This window comes from Kitasatospora sp. NPDC058444, assembly GCF_042721415.1.
GTDB lineage: Bacteria > Actinomycetota > Actinomycetes > Streptomycetales > Streptomycetaceae > Kitasatospora.
Genome location: NZ_JBHXLL010000038.1, coordinates 54,265 through 76,421, shown reverse-complemented (window position 1 = coordinate 76,421; position 22,157 = coordinate 54,265). Strand labels below are relative to the sequence as shown.

Here is a 22,157-nt window from a genome sequence, read left to right as displayed (position 1 = left end):
GTGGGCGCCGGTGCGGTGTCGCCCACAGGGAGGAGCAGGCCATGCGGGTCAGCGGGTCAGTCGTCGTCATCGCGGTCCTCGACGGCGGTTCGGGCGCGGGCCTCGCCCGCCGGTTCGCCGCGGCCGGCGCCGCCGGAATGCTGATCGCCGACCAGTACGTCGGCATCGCCGAGGACCTCGCCACCGAACTCGACCGGCCGGGCTGCCCCGTCGTCGGCGTCTGCGGCGACATCCGCCGCCCCAGCGACGTCGCCGCCCTCGTCGACACCGCCGAGAAGCACCTCGGACCGATCGACCTGTTCGCCGTCGCCGGCCCGGGCGGCGAGCGGATCATCTCGCTCGCCGAACTGCCCGACCACCTCGACCTGGAGCGGCTCGCCGAACTCGTCGTCCTCGTCGGCGAGGCCATCGGCGAGCTCGTCCCGCCGCAGCGGCAGGCGGAGCCCACCGCCACGGCGGCCTGAGCGCCTACGCCTCGTCCGCTTCCCCGGCCGACTCCCCGTCGGGCTCTCCGTCGGGCTTGAGGCCTTCGGCCGCGCGCACCGCGTCCCGGTAACCGCGCGCGGCCGAGCGCAGCGCCGCGTCCACGTCCACCCCGGCGTCGTGCGCCCGCTGCGCCACGGCGAGCAGCAGCCGGCCCGCCGACTCGGCGGTCAGCTCGGCCGGCAGCACGTACGGCTCGTCCGGCACCCCCGTGAAGCCCGACCGGCGCACCCGGGACACCAGCTTCGCCGTGTACGCCAGCGCGGGCAGCCCGGCCGGCACGCCGTCCAGCACCGACTCACGGTCCGCCTTCTCGGCCGCCTTCAGCTGCTCCCAGTTCGCCTCCACCTCGGCGGCACCCGCGGCCTCGACGTCCCCGAACACGTGCGGGTGCCGGTACATCAGCTTCTCGACGATGTCCCCGGCCACGTCGTCGACGGTGAACGGCTCGGTCGGGTGCTCCTCGGCGATCCGGGCGTGGAAGAACACCTGAAGCAGGACGTCGCCCAGCTCCTCGCGCAGGGTCTCCCGATCCCCCTCCTCGATCGCCTCGACCAGCTCGTACGCCTCCTCGACCAGGTACTTCACCAGGCTCTCGTGCGTCTGCTCGGCGTCCCAGGGGCAGCCGCCCGGGGAGCGCAGCCGGTCCATCACCGTCACCAGGTCCAGCAGCCGCGACCCCGGCAGGTCGTACGAGCCGGGCAGCACCTCGATCTCCGGCACCTCACCGGCGTGCTCCACCGCGAGCCGCGCCAGCGCGTCCGTCAGCCCCGGATCCCCGTCCGGACTGCCCAGCCACACGATCGGCCCGGCCCCGGCGGGCTGCCCGGTCAGCAGCCTCGCCAACGCGGGCGCCGACCCGGCCGGCACCGCCTCCACCGCCACCCCGGCCTGCCGCACCGCCGCCACCTGCGGATGCCCCTCGTCCCCCACCAGCACCCGCCCCGCCGACCGCAACGCCTCCCACGCCGGCCACGCCAGCAGGCCGGGAGCCACCCGGTGGGTGGTGGTCAGCAGGATCAACTTCGCGCCCGGAGTCCCCGTCGGCACAGCATTCGTCGTCACACCCCGAACCTACCCCCGCACCCCCACCCCGCCCGCCCGTTCCCCGGTCCGGTGGCACCCAGCCGGGCCGAACCAGCCCCGACCCGCCCGGCACAGGAAGTCGACCCCACCGACCACCGACGCACTGGCCCCACCAGGGACCACCCCCTCAACGCAGGAAATCGACCAGGCCAGCCGACGGGTGGCGGTGGCGGCCGCCCCGGCGCCCGTGGTCCGCCCCGAGCCGCGGCCCTCCCGCATGCCACCCGCCCCGACCCGCCCGGCACAAGAAGTCGGCCCGACCGACTTCCGACGCACACCACACACCCACCCGCCCCCTCCCACCTCCCGGGGCCCATCAGGAACCGCCCTCACTCGGCGCAGGAAGTCGGCCCCGCCGACTTCCTGCGCCGAGAAGCCGACGCACATGGGGCGCCGGACGGCGAGGAGGACTCTCGGCCCAGGAGCGGCAGAGCCAGCGGGAGGGAGCCGCAGGCCCCCTGGGTGCCGAGAGGACGGCAGCCGCCAGGAACAGCGGACGAACAGCCGAGGCAACGGGGGCCGGAACCGCCACGGCGCTCCCGGGACCGGAGGAACAGGGCCGCGCCGAGGCCCGTCCGCCAGGAGCAGCAGGGGGCGCAGGGCCGCGCGGAGGCCCAAGGGGAGGAAGCGCAGGGACTGCGCATGCCCGGGGACGACACAGCACGCCCGAGGCCGATAGCCGATGGCGGAGACCGGGACCGCGAGGAAGCCCGAGAGGGCCGGAACCGCCCGGGGCAGCGGGGCCGGCGCCGCCACGGCTTACCCGGAGCCGGGCACCGGAGGCGCTGGTGCCGGGCGCCGGCGGCTGGTGCCGCCTCCGTGGGGTCAGCGCGGTGCCGGGGGCCAGGGGGTGGAGGTGGGGGTGAGGGTGGAGAGGGAGTGACGGAGACGGCGGACGGTGGGGTGGTGGGGGCCGTCGCGGCGTTCGCGGTCGAGGAGGAGCGGGAGCAGCCACTGCCAGGCGTTCTGGGGGTCGCCGGCGGCCGCGAGGTGGAGGCCGATGCGTTCGCGGAGGTCGTAGGTCCGCTCGGGGTCGGTGTCGAGGCCGGATTCGAGGCGGGCGGTGTGGGTGGTGAGGAGGGCCTGGTACTCGGCGAGGGCTTCGGCGCCGTGGCCGAGCCGGTCGAGGCAGAGGGCGGCGCGGTAGCGGTGGTCGAGGCCCTGGGGGCCGTGCGGGCCGCCGTCGGCGGTGGCGGCGAGGCGGCGGTACTCGGGGAGGGCCTGCTGGGGGTGGCCCTCGTGCAGGAGGGTGCGGGCGTAGATGGTGCGGATGGTGCGCACCAGGGGCGCGGTGTCGCCGAGTTCGGCCTCGGCCCGGGGCAGCAGGCGGGCGGCGAGGCCGAGCACGTCGGTGTGGCGGCCGGCGTCGACCAGGTCGGAGAGCCGGGCGCATTCGGCGCCGAGGTCCGGGCAGCCCGGGGCGGGGGGTGGGGTCGGCGGGGCGGGTGGCATGAGGAAGGGCCGCGGCTCTGAGCGGACCACGGGTGCCGGGGCGGCCGCCACGGCCGCCGGCTGCGGCTGGTGCGGGTAGCGGAAGGGGCGGGCCGGGTCCGGCAGCGGGGTGTAGCGGGGCTGCGGGCCGCCCTCGGCCGGGGGCAGCAGCGGGAGCAGCCGCGCGTGCACGGCCTGGGCGTCGGCGGGGCGGTCGGCGGGCTGCTTGGCGAGCAGGTCGAGGACCAGCTGTTCCAGCGGCTGCGGCACTTCGGGGCGCAACTCCCTCAGCGGGACGGGTGGTTCGTCGACGTGTCGGCGCAGGACGCCGAGTGCGGTGGGGGCCCGGAACGGCTCCTCGCCGACCAGCATCTCGTGCAGCAGGCAGCCGAGCGCGTAGAGGTCGCTGCGCGGGTCGGTGGTGGCGGCGAGGGCCTGTTCGGGGGCCATGTAGGAGGGGCTGCCGACGGGCACGCCGGTGAGGGTGAGCCGGGTGGTCTCGGTGTCGAGGGCGGTGGCGATGCCGAGGTCGAGCAGGACGGTGCGGCCGTCCTCGCGGACCATGACGTTGCTCGGCTTGAGGTCGCGGTGGACCACCGGGATGGCGTGGACGGCGGCCAGCGCGCCGCACAGCTGCGCGGCGACGGCCGCCGCGCGCTCGATCGGGAAGGGCGCGTCCTCGGCGATGAGGTCGGCCAGGCTGACCCCGGGGATGCGCTGCATGACGAGGTAGAGCTCGCCCTCGTCCTCGCCCGCGTCGTAGACGGTGACCAGTCCGGGGTGGTCGAGCGCGGCCGTGACCCGCCACTCGCGCAGGAAGCGGCGGCGCAACTCGTCGCTGTGGCGGGCCCGTTCGCTTCCGGAGCCGGTCCCGCCGGAGAGCAGGTGCTCGGGGCGGAGCAGCTTGACGGCGACCGGGCGGTGCAGCCGTTCGTCCTGGCCGGCCCAGACCTGGCCCATGCCGCCGTGACCGATCTTCTCGGTGAGGCGGTAGCGGCCGGCGATCAGCCGGGCGGCCGTCACGGCCGGTCCTCGCGGGCCTGGCGGCGCAGCAACTCGCCCAGCTCGCGCAGGTCGTGGGCGGTCTCGGGTGCCTGGGGTGCCGGGGCTGCCGGGTGAGCCGGGGCGGTGGGCGCCGGGGTGATCAGGGCGGCCGGGGCGGCCGGCGGCGGGGTGGGCGCCCCGTACCCGGGCATGGTCGCCGCGTACGGCGCGGCGTACGGCGATGCGGCCTGCGGCGCCGCGGCGTGCGGTGCGGCCTGCCGTGCGGCCTGCGGCGCCGGAGGCCCGGCCAGCCAGACCGCGCGGCTGTCCATCACCAGGAAGTGCGCCGTCGGCAGGAGCCACAGCACGGCCAGCGTGATCTGGCCGGTGGTGTCGGCGGTCGGGTTCTTCAGGGTGCCCGCGACCCCGGCCGAGACGATCATGGCGAGCAGCAGCGCGCAGAACACCGCCGCGCCGAGGATGTCGTAGGCCCGGCGGCGCCGGACCGCCAGCAGCAGCGAGGGGACGGCCCCGAGCAGGCCGAAGGTGACCAGCGGGGCGGCCGCGCACAGCACCCGCGCGACCACCCCGAACCGCCCGGGAATCGGAGCCGGCCCGGCCACCGCGCCCGCGCCCGGTGCGTACCCCTGCCCGGGCCCCGGCCCGTACGGCGCTCCGCCGGGCGGCGGTCCGAACTGCCCGGGGTACTGCCCTGACATGCGCGCTCCTGAGCTGGTGAGGGCCGGCACCGAGGACGGTACGACCGGTTGCGCCCACCGTACCGCCCGGCCCGGCCGCTCCGGAGGGCTTCCGTCCGGCCGCTGCCGCATCGGTACCCCGCCGGTACCGCACCGCTACTGAGCCGGGGTCACCTCCGGGGCGCCCGTCGCGGCGCCTGCCGGATCCGGCCGCCGCGCACCCGCCGCCGGCCCGTCGGGCGGTCCTCAGTCCGGCGGCGTCAGGGTGCCCGTCGCCAGGGCGTCGGTGGCCGCCTGGGCGAGGTTGCGGCCGAGGGCGGCGGCCTGGGCGAGGGCGGTGTCGAAGGCGGCGAGGCGGGCGAAGGCGGCGCCGAGGCGCTGCTGGGCGGGGAGGGGGAGGCGGGGCAGTTCGACCCGGCGGATGTCGAGGCGGGCGGTGGTGGTGGCGTGGCTGGCGGCGCGCCGGGTGCCGGCGGTGGAGCGGAACTGGCCGGCCAGGAACTCGGGGTCGAGGGCGGCCGGGTCGGGCCGCAGGAGGTGGAGCTGGCGGCCGAGGGCGGCGCCGACCAGCGGGCCCTCGGCGGGGACGACCCGGGCGGTGCCGCCGCCGAGGGCGGGGACCAGGACGTCGCCGGGGCGGGTGCGGACGTCCCCGGCCGGGCCGGGGCCGGTGGCCAGGACGGCGCTGGGCGCGGCACCGGTGGCGAGGTCCTGGTCGGTGACGACGGGGGTGCCGCCCGGCCCGGCCCCGGCCGGCCGGGTGGCGGCGCCGGTGCCGGAGGAGTACACCTCCAGCGCGCCGCCGCGGACCAGCTCGCCGATGGTGACCGCCCCGGCCGCAGCCGCGCCGGACGCTCCGTCGGACGCCCCGTCGGGCTGCGGCAGCAGCGTGACCGGGTCGGGCAGTCCGGCCAGCAGCTCGGCCAGTCGGCCGCCGAGGTGGGAGAGTTCGGCCGCGCCGCCGAGCGGTGCGGCGGGCGGCACGTGCCGGGCCGGGGAGAGGTCGGTCTCGTCGTCGAGCAGGTCGATGGCGGCCATCGTCCGGTGGACGCCGGGGCGGTCGGCGGGCACCGGCAGGCCTTCGCGTGCGGCGAGGTCGAAGCCGCGCCAGGCGTCCAGGACGGTGCGGCGCAGTTCGGTCCAGTCGACGCTGTCCCGGCCGCCCTCGGCGGCCTGGGCCCCGGCGGACCCGCCCGGACCGGGGGGAGCCGCCCCGGCGTCGAGCAGCAGCACCTGGCGGAAGTCGCTGCCCGGCCTGGGTGCGCGCAGCACCCACAGGTGCAGCGGGACGCCGTACGGCGGAGCGGCGCCGGCCGGCAGCGCGATGACGGCTCGCAGCGCGCCGGAGCGGAGCAGTTCGGCCCGGATGCGGCGGCCGGCCCGGCGGGCGGCGACGGCCGGCGGGAGCAGCAGGGCGGCGAGGCCGCCGGGGCGGGTGTGCGCCAGGCAGTGCAGCACCCAGGCGAGTTCGGACTCGCCGCGCGGCGGGACGAGTCCGCCGGGCCAGCGGGTGTCGAACTGCAGGTCGTCGTGGCCCCAGTCGCGCTCGTTGTACGGGGGCTGGCAGAGCACGGCCTCGAAGGTGTCGCCGGGGAAGCCGTCGACGCGCAGCGCGTCGCCGGCCCGCAGGTCGAGTGGGAGCGGGCCGGGCTCGTCGGCGGGGGTGTGCAGGGCGATCCGGAGCCTGGCGAGGGCGGCGGTGACCGGGTCGGTGTCCTGGCCGTAGCGGCCGGTGGTCGGCGGGTGGGCGAGCAGGACGGAGCCGAGGCCGACGGCCGGGTCGAGCACGGTGGCGGGGACGCCGGCGACGGCGGCGAGCAGGTCGGCGGCCTCCGGCGGGGTGGGGCTCAGCTGCCGGGTGTTGGCCTCGGCGTACCGGGTGAGCAGCTGCTCGTACGCGCCGACCGGGCCCGCCTGCGCGGCGAGTTCGGCGAGCAGCCGGGCGAGGTCCAGTTGGGTGCTGCCGAGCAGGCCCGGCAGGCCGAGGGTGCGGGCGCCGTCCGGGCCGAAGGCGTGTACGGCGGTGCCGGCGACGGCCCGGGGCAGGGCGAGGGCGAGCCGGGTGTCCGGTCGGTCGGCGAGTGCGGCCCACTGGGCGGGCTCGCGGTGCAGGAGCAGGAGCAGGGCGCCCGCCTCGACCAGCGGGGCGGCGGGGTGGCCGGCCGGGTCGCGGAGGGTGTCGACGAGCTGCCAGACCCGTTCCAGCAGCGGGAGTTCGGCGATCTTGCCCTGGGTGCGCAGCCAGGACTCGACCTCGGCGAGCGCGAAGGCCGGGCTGGCGTCGGTGCCGCCGACCGGGCGCGGGAAGTCGGGGTGGCGGCGGCGCCAGTTGCTGACGGCGGCCCGGCCGACGCCGGCCAGCCGGGCGATCTCGGCGGCGGTCACTTCGGGACGGTCCGGCACGGGGGCTCCTCGGATGGGCTGTGACCGCACAGCATAGTCACGCAGGCCTTGATCAGAGTTCACATGTGAACAGAGCTCTTTTGTGAAATCGCATTGACATGGTTCACGGCCGAGTGGTGTGATCTCTCCGTCGCCACCGAGCGGGGGCGACACCCGGAAGACCACCGCTTCCGGAAGACCACTGATTCACTGGGAGATGCCCGTGTCCGCCACCACCAACCGCCGCCGCACCGCCGCCCTGCTGCTGGGCGCCGCCCTGGTCACGCTCAGCGCGACGGCCTGCGACTCCACCACCGGCGGCTCTTCCGTCTCCACCGAGCCGAAGCAGACCGCCGCCGCCCCCGCGCCGGGCGCCGCCACCGGCTCCGAGGCCGCCAAGCCGGCCGAGAGCAAGCCGGCCGACACCGGCAAGGTCGCGAAGGTCGGCGACACCATCGCGCTCAAGGGCAACGACCCGGCCGACACCGCCGACGTGACGGTGGTGAAGGTGGTCGACAACGCCGAGGGCGCGGACGAGTTCACCCACCCGGCCGACGGCAAGCGCTTCGTCGCGCTCCAGTTCCGGATCAAGGCGAGCGGCAAGAAGGCCTACAGCGACGTCCCGGGCAACAGCGCCAAGGTGGTCGACGCCCAGGGCCAGGCCTTCGGCACGACGATCGCGGACACCAAGGCCGGCCCGAGCTTCCAGGTCCCCGCCAACATCGCGCCCGGCGAGAGCGCCCTCGGCTTCGTCACCTTCGAGGTCCCGAAGGACGCCAAGCTCGACAAGGCCCAGTTCGGCCTCGACAGCGGCTTCGCCCCGCAGACCGGCCAGTGGAAGCTCGGCTGACGCCCCTCGGCGGACGCCCCTGTCCCCCAATGGACGCTCCTGTGCCCCGGCGGACGCCCCTCACCTCGGCTGAAGCCCCTCGCGGACACCCCGCCCCCTCGGCTGACGCCCCTGTTCACAGTCGACCGGCCGCCGCACCCGCGTCAACGACGGCCGGCGCCCGTCCACACGAAACAGCGGCCCCGGGGCAGAGCCCGAGACCGCCGTGAACCGCCCCGGAGGGCGGACGCCCTCCGGATTCCTACTTCTTCGCCCCCGCCAGGTCGTCGAACATGGCCGACAGGAACTCGGTGCACCAGCCCAGCAGCTCCCGGCCGACCAGCGGCTTGCCGCCGATCCGCCCGGTGCTCGGGCGCGGCACCAGCAGCTGCTGGGCCGCCGCCTTGACCTGGCTGCGCGGGTAGAGCCGGTTCAGCCGCAGCTGCTGGGACTCCCGCAGCTCCACCGGTCCGAAGCGGACGTTGGAGCCCTGGAGGGTGATGTCCGAGATCCCGCACCGCCGGGCGTACAGCCGCAGCGCCGCGACCAGCAGCAGGTTCTCCACCGGCTCGGGCAGCTTGCCGTAGCGGTCCACCAGCTCGTCCCGGACCTGCTGGATGTCCTCCTCGGAGTTGACCGCCGCGATCGAGCGGTACGCCTGCAGCCGCAGCCGCTCGCCGGGCGCGTAGTCGTGCGGCACGTGGGCGTCGACCGGCAGCTCGATCTTCACCTCCAGCGGCTCCTCCTCCGGCTCCCCGCCGCCCGCCAGGGACTCGCGGAACTCCGCCACCGCCTCGCCGACCATCCGCATGTAGAGGTCGAAGCCGACGCCCGCGATGTGCCCGGACTGCTCGCCGCCGAGCAGGTTGCCCGCGCCGCGGATCTCCAGGTCCTTCATCGCGACGTACATGCCGGCGCCCATCTCGGTGTGCTGGGCGATGGTGGCCAGCCGCTCGTGCGCGGTCTCGGTGAGCGGCTTCTCCGGCGGGTACAGCATGTACGCGTAGCCGCGCTCGCGGCCTCGCCCGACCCGGCCGCGCAGCTGGTGCAGCTGGGAGAGGCCGAAGGTGTCGCCGCGCTCCACGATCAGGGTGTTGGCGTTGGAGATGTCGATGCCGGACTCCACGATCGTGGTCGACACCAGGACGTCGAACTCCTTCTCCCAGAAGTCGACGACGACCTTCTCCAGCTGGGTCTCCCCCATCTGCCCGTGCGCGGTGGCGATCCGCGCCTCGGGCACCAGGTCCTTCAGCCGGGCGGCCGCCTTGTCGATCGACTCCACCCGGTTGTGGATGTAGAACACCTGGCCCTCGCGCAGGAGTTCACGCCGGATCGCGGCCGAGATCTGCTTCTCGTCGTACGGCCCGACGAAGGTCAGCACCGGGTGCCGCTCCTCCGGCGGGGTGGTGATGGTGGACATCTCGCGGATGCCGGTGACCGCCATCTCCAGGGTGCGCGGGATCGGGGTCGCGGACATGGTGAGCACGTCCACGTTGGCGCGCAGCTTCTTCAGCTGCTCCTTGTGCTCGACGCCGAAGCGCTGCTCCTCGTCGACGATGACCAGGCCGAGGTCCTTGAACCTGGTCTCGGAGGAGAACAGCCGGTGGGTGCCGATGACGACGTCCACCGAGCCCTCGAACAGCCCCTCCAGCACGGCCTTGGCCTCGGTGTCGGTCTGGAAGCGGGACAGCGCCTTCACCGTCACCGGGAAGTTCGCGTAGCGCTCGGCGAAGGTGGAGAAGTGCTGCTGCACCAGCAGCGTGGTCGGCACCAGCACCGCCACCTGCTTGCCGTCCTGCACGGCCTTGAACGCGGCCCGCACGGCGATCTCGGTCTTGCCGTAGCCGACGTCGCCGCAGATCAGCCGGTCCATCGGGACGGACTTCTCCATGTCCGACTTGACCTCGGCGATGGTGGTCAGCTGGTCCGGCGTCTCCGCGTACGGGAAGGCGTCCTCCAGCTCCCGCTGCCACGGGGTGTCCGGGCCGAAGGTGTGGCCGGGGGCGGCCATCCGCGCCGAGTACAGCTTGATCAGGTCGGCGGCGATCTCCTTGACCGCCTTCTTGGCCCGCTGCTTGGTCTTCGCCCAGTCCGCGCCGCCGAGCCGGTGCAGCGTCGGGGCCTCGCCACCGACGTACTTGGTGACCTGGTCGAGCTGGTCGGTCGGCACGAACAGGCGGTCGCCGGGGTGGCCGCGCTTGGCCGGGGCGTACTCCAGCACCAGGTACTCGCGGGTGGCGCCCTGGACGGTGCGCTGCACCATCTCGACGTACTTGCCGACGCCGTGCGCCTCGTGGACGACGTAGTCGCCGGCCACCAGCGCCAGCGGGTCGATCGCGTTGCGGCGGCGCGAGGGCATCCGGCGCATGTCCTTGGTGGAGGACTTCTGGCCGGACAGATCGGTCTCGGTGATGACCGTGAGCTTCAGGTTCTCGTCGACGAAGCCGTGCTCGATCGAGCCGCAGGAGACGTGGACGACGTCCCGGGTGGGCGCCTCGGCGAGGTCGGCGACCAGGCGGGCCGGGATGCCCTCGTTGCCCAGCACCTCGGCGAGCCGGGAGGCCGGGCCGTGGCCCTCGGTCACCATGACGACCCGCCAGTCGGCGGCCAGCCGCTCCTTGGCGTCGGCGATCGCCCGGGCGGTGTCGCCCCGGTAGGCCTCGACGGCGTGCATGCCGAGGGTCAGCGTGTTGGCGTCGAACTCCAGGATGCCGTCGACGGTCGACTCGCTGGTCGCGAACGGGCTGACGGACCACCACGGCAGGCCGATCTCGTCGGCGTGCTCGCGCACCTCGGCGAGCGAGCGCAGCGAGGCGGCGGAGACGTCGATGGCCTCCAGGTCGATCGGCCGGTCCCCGCCGGCCGCGGCCGCGACCCAGGAGGCGTGCAGGAACTCCTGGCTGGTCGCCACCAGGTCGGCGGCCCGGGTGCGGACCCGCTCCGGGTCGCAGACCACCGTGACGGAGCCGAGCGGCAGCACGTCCAGCAGCAGCTCCATGTCGTCCACCAGCACCGGCGCCAGCGACTCCATGCCCTCGACCGCGATGCCCTCGGCGATCTTGTCCAGGATCTCGGCCAGCCCGGGGTGCTCGACGGCCAGCCCGGCGGCCCGGGCCCGCACCTCCTCGGTGAGCAGCAGCTCCCGACAGGGCGGCGCCCACAGGCCGTGCTCGGCGATCTCCAGCGAGCGCTGGTCGGCGACCTTGAAGTAGCGGACCTCCTCGACCTCGTCGCCCCAGAACTCCACCCGCAGCGGGTGCTCCTCGGTCGGCGGGAAGACGTCCAGGATGCCGCCGCGGACGGCGAACTCGCCGCGCTTCTCGACCAGCTCGACGCGGGAGTAGGCGGCGGCGGAGAGCCGGCGGGCCACCTCCTCCAGGTCGTACGACTCGCCGCGCCGGACGGCCACCGGTTCCAGCTCGGCCAGCCCCTTGACCTGCGGCTGGAGCACCGAGCGGACCGGGGCGACCACCACCTGGACCGGACCGGCCGCCGGGTCGTCCGCCCGCGGGTGCACGATCCGGCGCAGCACGGCCAGTCGGCGTCCGACGGTGTCGGAGCGCGGCGACAGCCGCTCGTGCGGCAGGGTCTCCCAGGCCGGGAACTCGGCGACGGCGTCGACGGGCAGCAGGGAGCGCAGCGAGGCCGCGAGGTCCTCGGCCTCGCGGCCGGTCGCGGTGACGGCGAGCACCGGGCGGCCCCGCTCCCCGGCGGACTGCCCGGCGAGCGCGCGGGCCAGCGCGGCGATGGCGAACGGCCGGGCGGCGGGCGGCCCGACCAGGTCCAGGTGGCGGCGTCCGCCGGCCGCGGCTCCGGGGGCGGTGGCCGCCTCGATCGCCTCGGCGAGCGCCGCGTCCCGCGCGACGACATCGAGCAGTCCGGTCAGGCTCATCTGGGGTCTCTTCTTCGTCCCGTGGCTGGTGCTGCCCCGGGGCGGCGAAGGCCCGCCGGGGCAACGCGAACGGCCCGGCACGCCGAGCGGCCGGGGGTCTCCAGCCTACGCCGCGGCAGGGGCACGCACGCGGTCCCGGGCCTGGAGGCGGACCGAAAGGGGACGGCAGCACCGGGCACCCGCTCGACCACCCCGGGAATTGTCAGGAACACGTCCGGGAACGAACGACTGGACGGAACGCCGGACGACCGGTGGACGAACCAACCGGGAGCCGTCCCCATTCGGGCACGGCCATCCGCCACGAACTGGACATATTCCTGTCACTGGCCGTCCATGGAGATCGCGCACCATGGTGAACGTGCCCGCCGCACCCAACCGTGGGGGATGGCTGTGGGGGCACTGTCGCACCCCCGATGGGGGTCGGAGGTGCGAGGCCGGGCGGCCCTGGGTGGGGGCGCCCGCCCAAGCGCCGGGAACCGTGGCGCCCTTTCCTGGAGGGCGCCACGGGTCTCGGCCTCTTTCGTTCCCGGGGTCTACCCCGCCGGCCGCCGTCCCATCCCGAAGCCCCGCCCGCTTTCCCGATCCCACTTTCCCGCGCCCGCTTTCGGCTCCCGCGCGAAAGGGCCGGGCCCGCCCGGCACGGCGAAGGCCCCCGGTAACCGTCGAGGACGGTCACCGGGGGCCTTCGCCACGTCGGCCCGCCGGTCAGCGGCGGCGGTAGCTCACCGTGTGGGGGGTCGCGTAGTCGCTGCCGTCGTCCACGATGATGATCTTCGGAACGATCCGGGTCTCGGCCTCCGAGGGCCTCGCGTCGCCCTTCCCGGCGGCACCGGCGTCGGCAGCACCGTTCCCAGCAGCGGCCTCACCGGCAGCGGCCGCACCGTCGGCGGCCTCACCGTCGGCCGTCTTCCCCTCGACCACCGTCTCCCCGGCGGGCGGCGAGGCCGGCTTCGGCGGCACCGGGCCGGTCGCCACGGACCCGCCGATGGCCCTGGTGGCACTGCTGCCCACCACCGGCGTCCGCAGCACGGGCGCCGGCTTCTCCTGGCCGGCGGCCCTGGCCCCGGCGGGAGCCGCGGGAGCCAGGGTCTTGCGCAGGTTCGCCACCGGGATCTCCCCGGTGTCCGCCTCCGAGTCCACCGGCGACGCGTCGACGACGGCGTCCGCGACCGCGTCCCGCGGAGCGGGGGGCGCGGGAGGCACGGCGGCCGCGGCGGTCTCGGCGGTCTCGGCGGAGTCCCGGGGGGTCCGGGCGGCCGCGACGGCGGCGGCCGCCGCCTCGGGCTCGATCTGGCCGACCGCCGCCCCGGTGAGCGAGGCCAGCGTGCCCTTGATGTGGTCCAGGTGCTGCTGCACCGTCTCCAGCCGGATGTCGAACTCGCGCTGCTCCTGCTCGCTCGCCGCGTTGATCTTCTCGGCCTCCCGGCGGGCCTGCTCGATCAGCTGGTCGGCCTTGGCCTGGGCGTCCGTCTCCAGCTGCTTGATCCGGTTCAGCACGGTCTCCCGCTGCTGCTCCGCCTCCCTGACCTTGCGCTCGGCGGTCGCCGAGACCTCGGAGTCCTCGGCGTCGGCCGCGGCCTGGGCGGCGGCGAAGGTCTCGTCGGCCTTGCGGCGCCGGGTGGCCAGCTCGGCCTCGGCCTGCTCGCTGGCCTCGGCGGCGGCCACCCGCACCTTGGCGGCGTAGGCGGTGGCGGTGTCCCGGGCGGAGCGACTCTCCCGGTCGGCGTCGGACCGGATGCCCTCGGCCTCGGCCCGGGTCCGCTCCTCGGTGCGGCGGGCGGCCGCGTCGGCGTCGGTGCGGGTGGTGGCGGCGTACTCCTTGGCGGCGCGGCCGGCGGCCTGCCCCGCGTCGTAGACCTCGTCCCGCAGGTCCTCGGCGAAGCGCTGGGCCTTCTCCCGGACGGCGCGTGCCTCGTTCTCGGCCATCGCGGCGAGGCCGGCGGCCTGCTCGCTGAGCACCTGGTAGTCGGGCTCCGGGGCCTCCTCGGCGGTCCGGCGGATGTCGGCCAGCCGGGCCTCCATCTGTCGGATGCCGGCGCCCAGGACGCTCAGCCGTTCCCACGCCTCGTCGCGCTGCGCCGTGAGGGCGGCGAGGGCTCGGTCGACCTGCTCGGGCACGTAGCCACGGCGGGCCTGGGTGAAGCCGTACTGGGGGACGGCGTCGCTCATGGGCTCTTCCCCTCGTTTCGCGGGCTGCGGAGCCCATGATCGGACGGAACGGACGGATCCGGAACCGGTTCGGAGGCCGGGGCCGGATTCCGTCGTCGTACGGACCGGAATGTGTCGAGGACGGGACGAATAGACCCATCCTCTTGACCTATTTTGCGCAGATCTGGGCGAAACCCCAACGAGGCACAGCTGCGGAGGCATGCCGGAGGGGCCGTTCCGGACACCGGAACGACCCCTCCCACCTGCGAGGACCCGGAACGGACCGCTACAGCAGGCCGTCCCAGAACTGCTCCAGCAGCACGGCCCACCAGGTGTCCGCGTTCTGCAGGGCCGCCGGGTCGATCGCGGCGAGCTGGGCCTGGAAGTCGGTCGTCCAGCGACCGGCCTGGTCCGGCGTCAGCCCGTACCGCAGCCGCCACATCCGGCCCAGCAGGGCCAGCGAGCGGACGAACTCCGGTACACCGCTGTTGACGAACCGGGGCGGCTGGCCGGTTCCATCGATGTCCACGGCCACCACGTGCGCGGTGCCGTACTGGACGCACAGCTGCCGACCGTAGTCGTTGCCCAGCACCAGGTAGCCGCCGAAGTCCGGGCCCGCGGCCAGGCCGCGCTCGGCGGCCAGCTCGGCGAGCGTCGGGATCGGACGGCCCTCCTGCGCCTGCGCCCAGAAGAACGGCCCGAAGTCGCGCGGCAGCCCGGCCCACATCAGGGTCTGGGACACCGGCTCGGGCACGCCCTGGCGGGAGACGGCGCGCTGCTCGTAGCGGAACAGGTTCTGCCCGAAGGCGGCACCGGTCTCCTGGGCGAGCTGCTGCGGCGGGAGCGGCGGCAGCACCTGGACCGTCCCCGGCGCGGGCAGCGGCACCCGGAACGGGCGGACCCGCTGGGCACCCGACGCCAGCTGGTGCAGCTCGTCCAGGTGGTCGAGCAGCTCGGCCATCCCGGCCTGCCGGGAGGCGTGGTCGCGGCCGTACGGGGCGGTGTGGGTGAGCCGGACGTTCGGCCAGGACGCGGCGATCATGCGGTTGCAGTAGCCGCCCGGCAGGTCGCACGACTCCAGCTCGGTGTAGAGCTCCAGCACCTGCTCCGGCGGCACGTTGAGCCGGCGCAGGTCCTGGAGGATCTTCCACTCCGGGTGCGGGGTGCCGGGCTCGCTGCGGTGCAGCAGCTTCTGCTCCGAACCGTCCGGGCCCCGGTAGCTGAGCGCGGCGAAGTACCCCGGGCCGACCACGGGCACGCCCGGGGGCACCGGCGCGGCCGCGGCCGGCTGCGGCGCCGGCGGGACGACCCCGGCGGCACCGCCCGCGTTCGGGTAGCCGTAGCCGGCCGCGGGCGCGGCGGGGGCCGCCGGGCCACCGGGCGGCGGCGGGACGGCGGGGCCGCCGGACGGCGGGGTGCCCGGGTCCGCCGGGCCGCCCAGCAGCGCCGGGTCGATCGCCCCGGCCAGCTGGGTCGCCTCGTACGCCGTACCGGAGGCGGCCGGGCCGGCGGCCGGCGCGCCCTGCGGGGCCGCCGGGGCCTCGCCACCGCGCAGGCCCGCCGGGGGCGGGGGCGGCGGGGCGGAGGCCGCACCGCGACCGCCGGGGGCGGGGGCGGGCGTGCCGGAGCCCGGGGTGTGCTTCAGCCCGGGCGGCGGGGGCGGCGGCGGGCCCGAACCCGCATTGCGCCCCAGCCCGCCGGGGGCGGCGCCCGCACCGGGGGAACCGGCGGGGCCACCGCGCAGCGCGGCCGGCGGGGGCGGCGGCGGGGCCGAGACCGCGCCGCGGCCGAGCCCGCCCTCCGGGGCGCCGGGCGCGGGGGCACCGGGGGCGGGGGCACCGGGGGCCGGAACGCCCTGGGCCGGGGCGCCGGGCAGACCGGCGAGGCCGGGCAGCCCTCCGGGCGGGGCCAGCATCGTCGGCGCGTGCTCCACCGGCGCACCGCCGGCGGGCGGAGCGGGCGGGGCGGCCGGGGCGCCCGGCAGGCCCATCAGCCCGGGCATGGCGTCCGGCGAGGCGAGCAGGGTCGGCGCCGGCTCGGCGGCCGGGGCGGGTGCCGGAGCCGGCGGGGCCGGCGGGGCGAGCGGCGGTTCGGCGAGCGGGGGCTGCGCCCCCGGGTGCCCGTCGGCGGACGGCGGGACCGGGGGCATGCCGTAGCCGCCACCCGTCGGCGGCATCAGCATGGTCGCGGCCTCGGCACCCGCCGGCGCGGCGGGCTCGGGCAGGTCCGAACCGGTGGTCCGCAGCCCCTCGGTCATCAGGACGGTCGCCGCGGCATCGGCCCCGGCCGACGGGCCCGGCACATCAGGCGCGGCGGGGGCGACAGGGGCGACGGGCGCAGGCGGCACCGGCGCGACGGCCGGCGGCTGCGGCTGCGACTGCGGCTGCGGCTGCGGCTGCGGCTGCGAGGGCAGCGGGGCGACGACCGGCTCCTCGTGCCCGGGCGGCGGCGCGAGCATGGTCGGCGCGTCCCCGGCGGGCCGGCCGGAGACCGGCGGCTCGGTCAGCACGGCCGGCGCGGGCCACGGCGCCGGAGCAGGCGGCTCCTCGACGGGCGCGGCAGCGGCGACAGGCGCGGCGGCACCGGCGGCAGCCGGGGCAACAGGAGCAGCCGGGGCAGCCGGGGCAGCCGGAGCCTCGGCCCCCCGCGGGCCGGCCGGAGCCGTCCCGAGCCGCTCCGCCTCCGCCGCGATCGCCGCGGCCCCCGCCTCCTGGAGCCACTGCGGCGGGCTGAGCAGGAAGGAGGTGGCCTCCACCGGCCCGGGCGCGGGCTTCGCCGCCCCCGCCGGGTTGGCCGCCACCGGCCGCCCGTAGACCTCCTCGTACTGCCGGACCACCTCGTTGACGGGCAGCGCGGGCCACAGCGTGCTGGCGCCCGAGTCCCGGGCGATCACCAGCCGTGCCTCCCCCGTGCCGCCGCCCGGACCGCCCGTGCCCTCGGCCTGGCCCGCGGGCGCCACCGCCCAGCAGACGAAGCCCAGGTCGAACTCCCGGACCCGCACCTCGCGCTGCTGCGAGCGCGGCACCCCGCCGTTGATCCACTCCTCGGCGAGCTCCTGCGCCTGCGCGTACGTCACCACGCCCGGTTCACCCCTGTCCGCATCCTCTTCGTCCCCCGTTCCACCGACACCACCGCGACCACCGAGACCACGCGCCTCAGCCCACCGGGACGGCCCGGGCGAACCCGCCGTCCACCATCAGTTCCGCGACCGTCTCCAGCTCCGGCGGGCTGCCCGCCAGCCGCAGCAGGAAGGCGTCGAAGTCCTCGCCGCAGGGCAGCAGCAGCCGGGCGCAGCGATCCTCCGGGGTCTCCGGGGCGCCGGTGTCGCGGGCGTCGTCGTACAGGTGGAACCAGACCGAACCGGTCCGCTCGCCGCGCACCTTGAGCGCGACCAGTCCGCCCTGCGCGTAGGCGATGGCCAGGTAGTCCTTGGTGAGGTGGTCGCGCAGGCACTTGTTGGCGTACACGACGTCCTCGGTGCCGTACTCCTCGGCGAGCGTCAGGAAGGGCTGGTCGAGCAGCAGTCCGAGCTCGGGGTCCAGCGCCACGCCGACCGGGGCGTGGCCGCCGCCCAGCTTGAGGAAGGTGCGGTAGGCGTCGGGCAGCCGGTAGCCGAGGCGCTGCTCGGCGCGCTGCACGAGGTCCTCGGGGACACCCATCGGGTCGCCGCCGTCCTTGGCCAGCGAGAAGTGCACAGCCCGGCGCTCCTGCAGGGGGCGGGTGCCGCGGCGGGTGTGGTCGGCGGCGGAGGTGGCCAGGCCGCCGTGGTGCCGCAGCAGCGCCTTGACCTCGACCGGGACGAGCTCCATCCGCCGCCAGCCGGGGGCGGCCCGGCCGACCGCGTGGTGCCAGGTCCAGCCGGGCGGGGTGGCGACCGCGGTCGGGAGGTCGGCCCAGAGCGGGTGGCCCTGGGTGTAGAGCGCGGCGTTGGCCGAGACGTAGTCGGTCAGCCGCAGCTCGTCCACGCCGAAGCCCTCCGGCGGGTCGGCCACCTCGGCCGCCGCGGCGGCGTACGGGCCGAAGTCCGGAAAGCCGTACTCGTCCACCCTGACCCCGGCGGGGTGCCGCTCCGCGCGGACCGGGTCCGGGAACTGCACCACCTGACCTGCGTACGCCGCGTTCGGTGCGGCGGCGACGCCGGGCCGACCTGTCGTCATCTGGGAGCCCCCACTGGCTGCTGCAAATACGGTGCTTGCTGGGCACCAGCCTAGGGCCTGCCTTCAACCCCCTGTCGTCCGCCCGACGACGGGGGAACGACGGGGCCCCGGGGTCACCGCCGCCCGCCCAGCGCCCGCGCCAGCGCCTCGGCCACCCGCAGCTGCCCGGCCTCGGTGAGGTGCGGGTGCAGCGGCAGGCTGAGCAGTTCGCGGGCGGCCCGTTCGGCGACCGGGAACGTCCCCTCGCGGTGGCCGAGGTGACGGAACGCGGGTTGCAGGTGGACCGGCACCGGGTAGTGCACCCCGGCGCCGATCCCGGCCGCGTGCAGCGCCGCCAGCACCGCGTCGCGGTCCCGGCCGGGGCCGATCCGCACCGGGTACAGGTGCCGGACGTGCTCGTTGCCGGGCGCGGTACGGGGCAGGGCGAGCCCGTCCAGCCCGCCCAGCAGCTCGTCGTAGCGGGCCGCGGCGGCCCGGCGGGCGGCGTTCCAGACGGGCAGCCGGCGCAGCTTGGCGCGCAGCACGACGGCCTGCAGCGCGTCCAGCCGGGAGTTGAAGCCGAACCGTTCGTGCCGGTACCGGTCGCGGGCGCCGTGGTCCCCGGTCAGCCGGACGGCGTCGGCCAGGGCGTCGTCGTCGGTGAGCACCGCCCCGGCGTCGCCGTAGGCCCCGAGGTTCTTGCCCGGGTAGAAGCTGGTGGCCGCGATCCGCCCGTACCAGCTCCGCCCGTGCTGCCGGGCGCCCTGGGACTGCGCCGCGTCCTCCACCACCGGCCGGCCGTCGGCCGCCGCCAGCAGCGGCCCCATCGGGGCGAGTTGGCCGAAGAGGTGGACGGGCAGCAGCGCGGCCGCACCGGGCAGCGCGGCGGCGGCCCGCTCCGGGTCCATCAGCAGGTACTCCGGGTCGGCGTCGACCAGCACCGGGCGCAGCCCGGCCCGCAGCACGGCCTCGGCGGTGGCGACGAAGGTGTTGGCGGGCAGCACCACCCCGCTGCCGGGCGGCAGGTCCAGGACGCGCAGGGCCAGTTCGAGGGCGTCGGTGCCGTTGGCGGCGCCCACGCAGTGCCGGATGCCGGCGAAGGCCGCGTACTCGCGCTCGAAGGCGGCCACTTCGGGGCCCTTGACGAAGGCTCCGGAGGCGAGCACCCGGTCGATGCCGGCCCGCACCTCGTCCGCGACCTCGGCGTGCGCCGCCGCCAGGTCGACCAGCGGGACGGCCTCCGGTGCCGCGTCTCCACGCGCCCGGCCGCGGTCCTGAACCGGGACACCGCCGTGCACCGGGGTGCCGTCCTGCGCCGGGGTGCCGCCGTGAACCGGACCCCCGTCCTGAACCGGACCGCCGCTCACCCGACGACCTCCGCCCCGGCCCGGACGGCCGTGCCCACCGGGACGGTGGCGCCCCCGAGTTCGAGGCTGAGCGAGGCCGCCTCCAGCAGTTGCAGCACCCGCACCCCGGCCCGGCCGTCGGTGAGCGGGGCCCGGCCCTCGGTGATGGCGGCGGCGAACTCGGCCATCACGTTGCGCAGCGCCTCCTGCTCGACCAGCGCGGGCGCGACCATCTCGCCGACCCGGTAGGAGATCAGCGCCCGGTGCCGGATCGCGTCGGTCAGCTGGTCGGGCGGGGTGAGGTCGACCCCCCGGTCGTGCACGGCCAGCCGGGCCTGCGGGTTGAGGTCGTCCCAGACCAGGGTGCGCCGCGAGCCGCCGATCAGGGTGGTGCGGACCTTCGTCGGGGAGAGCCAGTTGACGTGGCAGTGCGCCAGCGCGCCGTTGCTGAGCCGGACCGTCAGGTACGCGACGCAGGCGCGGCCGGCCCCGATCGGGTCGGCGCCCTGGGCGGACACCCCGACCGGCTCGACCCCGGGCGGCAGCACGAAGTCCAGGATCGACAGGTCGTGCGGGGCGAGGTCCCACAGCACGTCCACGTCCGGCTGCACCAGGCCGAGGTTGATCCGCACCGAGTCGAAGAACTGGACGTCCCCGATCTCCCCGCCGTGCACCAGTTCGCGGATCCGCCGCACCGCCGGGGTGTAGCAGAAGGTGTGGTCGCACATCAGCACCAGCCCGCGCCGCTCGGCCAGGTCGACCAGTTCCCCGGCCTCGGCGGCGGAGGTGGTGATCGGCTTCTCCACCAGCACGTGCTTGCCGGCCTCCAGTGCCGCCCGCACCAGCGCGTAGTGGGCGCCCGCCGGGGTGGCCACCGCGACCGCGCCGACCCGCTCGTCCGCCAGCACCCGCCGGTAGCTGTCGGTCACCCCGACCGTGCTGTACTCCCCCAGCACCGCCCTGGCCTTGGCCTCGTCCAGGTCGCACAGCCAGTGCAGCCGCAGCGCCGGGGTGTGCTGCGCGTTGCGGACCAGCTTCGGGCCCCAGTAACCGGCCCCGACCACGGCCAGCCCGACCGGGTGGTCGGGCACCGGCCGGGGCGGCTCGTCCGGCGCGGGCACGTGGCCGCCGGGTGCCTGGTTGGCGGCCTGCCAGCACTCGTCCTGCCAGGTCGCGTCCTGCCGGTGCGCATCCCGGTGCGCATCCCGGCGTGCGTCCCGGTGCACGTCCTGCCGGTGCGCGTCCTGCGGTTCCGACGTCATCGCACGAGCCCCTTCGCTCGGCGCCGGGGCGGGCGACAGGCCCTCCCCGGCGGCCTCAACGTCCGACGCGGGCACCGGAGTCGGGCCGCCGCGGCTGTCCGCACGGTCGGCCGCGTCCCCTTCGGCCCGCTGCCGGAACGCTACCGGCCGGGCCCCGGGCCCCGGGGCCGTTTCGGTAAATCGGCGGACAAGTCGTGACGGACGCGCACACGTTCGGCGAGCATCGGGTGAGCGCCGGCCGGCTCGCCGCGGCACCGGCCGCCGCCGCACCCCGGTTGTGCGGTTGTCAGTGCCGTTTGACAGGCTTGCCCCGGACCGGCCCGGTCACTCCGGCCGACGCCGGGTTACGAGGAGGAGGACGACGGATGACCACCGGTGAGCCGGCGGGCCCGCCCGTGCTGCGCCACCACCGCGACAGCCTGCTGCCCGCCGTCGCCGCCGCGCTGTCGCTCAAGGGCGGCGAGGTGCACACCCTGGCGGGCGACAAGGACCCGCGCCGCCCGGTGCTGCACCACCTGGTCGCCGACTTCCTGGACACCCTGCCGGCGGAGGCCCGCGAGCGGTTCACCGGCCGCTGCCCGGAGGCCGTCCTGCTCTCCCAGCACCTGGCCGCGGTCGACGGCCGGCGCTCCAAGCGCGCCGCCCGCAAGCCGATGACCCTGCAGGAGGCCCGCAAGGCGCTCAAGGGCGCCCGGATGACGACCGTGCGCATCCGCGAGGAGGGCGACCCCGCGCACGGCAGCCACGCCCCGCCGTGCCGCTCCTGCGCTCCGATGCTGGAGCACTTCACCGTGCGCAGCGTCGCCGTCGGGCCGCCCGCGCACTGACCGGCCGAGCGCCGGCACGTCCCCCGTCCCCCAGCCCTGGAGTCCGCCCTGAACCCGCCGATCCCGTCCGCACCGGCCACCCTCTCCCCCGCCGGCCCCCGGACCCGCCCGCGCTTCCCCGCCGACGTCGCCGCCGAGCTCAAGGCGGCCGGCTGGCACCCCGGCCGCTGGCAGATCCGTCAGGCCGAGGAGTGGGCCGACACCCTGGTCGGGTACGGCGCGCCCGCCGGCGTACGGCACGCGGTGTTCCCGGCGGCGGTGGAGGCCTGGGCCGAGTTCGGCGGCCTCGCCTTCGACCTGTCCGGCCCGGGCCGCCAGCTGGCCCGCACCCCGTTCCTGATCGACCCGCTGCGCGGGCTGCACCAGCCGCGCACCCTGCTCGACCTGGGCCGGGCCCTGGGCACCCGGCTGGCCCCGCTCGGCGAGGAGGCGTACGGGCAGGCGCTGCTGGCCGTCGACGAGGAGGGCCGGGTCTACAGCCTGGACCACACCGGCGAGTGGTTCCTCGGCCACGGCATCGACCAGGCGATCTCCGCCCTGGTCCTGGGCACCGTCCCGGAGCGGCTGCGCACCGCCGAGGACTACTGAGGCCTACTAAGGACTGAGGACTGAGGACTGACGGCCGACGGCCGAGGACCGGAACCCGAGGCCTG

14 protein-coding genes are annotated in these 22,157 nt (G+C 76.3%); 4 read left to right on the top strand and 10 right to left on the bottom strand.

Annotated elements, in window-relative coordinates; genetic code table 11:
• Positions 1-41: 41 nt before the first annotated feature.
• Entirely contained in the window at positions 42-464 is a 423-nt protein-coding gene (locus ACFWP2_RS30370) for an SDR family NAD(P)-dependent oxidoreductase (RefSeq protein ID WP_380457324.1), read from the top strand.
• 4 nt (positions 465-468) lie between these two features.
• On the opposite strand, the gene ACFWP2_RS30365 is transcribed toward ACFWP2_RS30370, so the two are convergent.
• From ACFWP2_RS30365 to ACFWP2_RS30350, 4 genes are all read right to left on the bottom strand, one after another.
• Positions 469-1,548, bottom strand: coding sequence for a MazG family protein (locus tag ACFWP2_RS30365; RefSeq protein WP_380457322.1), 1,080 nt, complete (start codon positions 1,546-1,548; stop codon positions 469-471).
• A gap of 846 nt (positions 1,549-2,394) precedes the next feature.
• Entirely contained in the window at positions 2,395-4,023 is a 1,629-nt protein-coding gene (locus tag ACFWP2_RS30360) for a protein kinase (RefSeq protein ID WP_380457320.1), read from the bottom strand.
• A complete protein-coding gene (locus ACFWP2_RS30355) occupies positions 4,020-4,703 on the bottom strand; it encodes a hypothetical protein (protein WP_380457318.1) in 684 nt (227 codons plus the stop codon). The genes ACFWP2_RS30360 and ACFWP2_RS30355 overlap by 4 nt, the downstream gene beginning before the upstream one ends.
• A 225-nt stretch (positions 4,704-4,928) precedes the next feature.
• Entirely contained in the window at positions 4,929-7,085 is a 2,157-nt protein-coding gene (locus ACFWP2_RS30350; RefSeq protein ID WP_380457316.1) for an N-6 DNA methylase, read from the bottom strand.
• 202 nt (positions 7,086-7,287) lie between these two features.
• Here ACFWP2_RS30350 and ACFWP2_RS30345 point away from each other — a divergent pair, with 202 nt between their 5' ends.
• Positions 7,288-7,914: a DUF4352 domain-containing protein gene (locus ACFWP2_RS30345; protein WP_380457313.1), complete on the top strand. Its 627-nt coding sequence runs from the start codon at positions 7,288-7,290 to the stop codon at positions 7,912-7,914.
• Between the two features lie 241 nt (positions 7,915-8,155).
• Here ACFWP2_RS30345 and mfd read toward each other — a convergent pair whose 3' ends face one another.
• From mfd to ACFWP2_RS30315, 6 genes are all read right to left on the bottom strand, one after another.
• A complete protein-coding gene (gene mfd, locus ACFWP2_RS30340; RefSeq protein ID WP_380457311.1) occupies positions 8,156-11,785 on the bottom strand; it encodes a transcription-repair coupling factor in 3,630 nt (1,209 codons plus the stop codon).
• A gap of 705 nt (positions 11,786-12,490) precedes the next feature.
• Entirely contained in the window at positions 12,491-13,954 is a 1,464-nt protein-coding gene (locus ACFWP2_RS30335) for a hypothetical protein (protein WP_380457309.1), read from the bottom strand.
• Between the two features lie 265 nt (positions 13,955-14,219).
• On the bottom strand, positions 14,220-17,012 hold the full coding sequence (locus ACFWP2_RS30330) for an SUKH-4 family immunity protein (RefSeq protein WP_380457307.1): 2,793 nt from the start codon (positions 17,010-17,012) through the stop codon (positions 14,220-14,222).
• Positions 17,013-17,088: 76 nt separating this feature from the next.
• Entirely contained in the window at positions 17,089-18,090 is a 1,002-nt protein-coding gene (locus tag ACFWP2_RS30325; protein WP_380457305.1) for an SMI1/KNR4 family protein, read from the bottom strand.
• 113 nt (positions 18,091-18,203) lie between these two features.
• A complete protein-coding gene (locus tag ACFWP2_RS30320; RefSeq protein WP_380457303.1) occupies positions 18,204-19,436 on the bottom strand; it encodes a DegT/DnrJ/EryC1/StrS family aminotransferase in 1,233 nt (410 codons plus the stop codon).
• Positions 19,433-20,677: a Gfo/Idh/MocA family protein gene (locus tag ACFWP2_RS30315; protein ID WP_380457301.1), complete on the bottom strand. Its 1,245-nt coding sequence runs from the start codon at positions 20,675-20,677 to the stop codon at positions 19,433-19,435. Before ACFWP2_RS30315 ends, ACFWP2_RS30320 begins: the two co-directional genes overlap by 4 nt.
• A 365-nt stretch (positions 20,678-21,042) precedes the next feature.
• Between ACFWP2_RS30315 and ACFWP2_RS30310 the strand changes: the two genes are divergently transcribed.
• Together ACFWP2_RS30310 and ACFWP2_RS30305 are read left to right on the top strand one after the other, a co-directional pair.
• Entirely contained in the window at positions 21,043-21,504 is a 462-nt protein-coding gene (locus tag ACFWP2_RS30310; protein ID WP_380457299.1) for a YwqJ-related putative deaminase, read from the top strand.
• 60 nt (positions 21,505-21,564) lie between these two features.
• Positions 21,565-22,092: an SUKH-3 domain-containing protein gene (locus tag ACFWP2_RS30305; protein ID WP_380457344.1), complete on the top strand. Its 528-nt coding sequence runs from the start codon at positions 21,565-21,567 to the stop codon at positions 22,090-22,092.
• Positions 22,093-22,157: the final 65 nt, after the last annotated feature.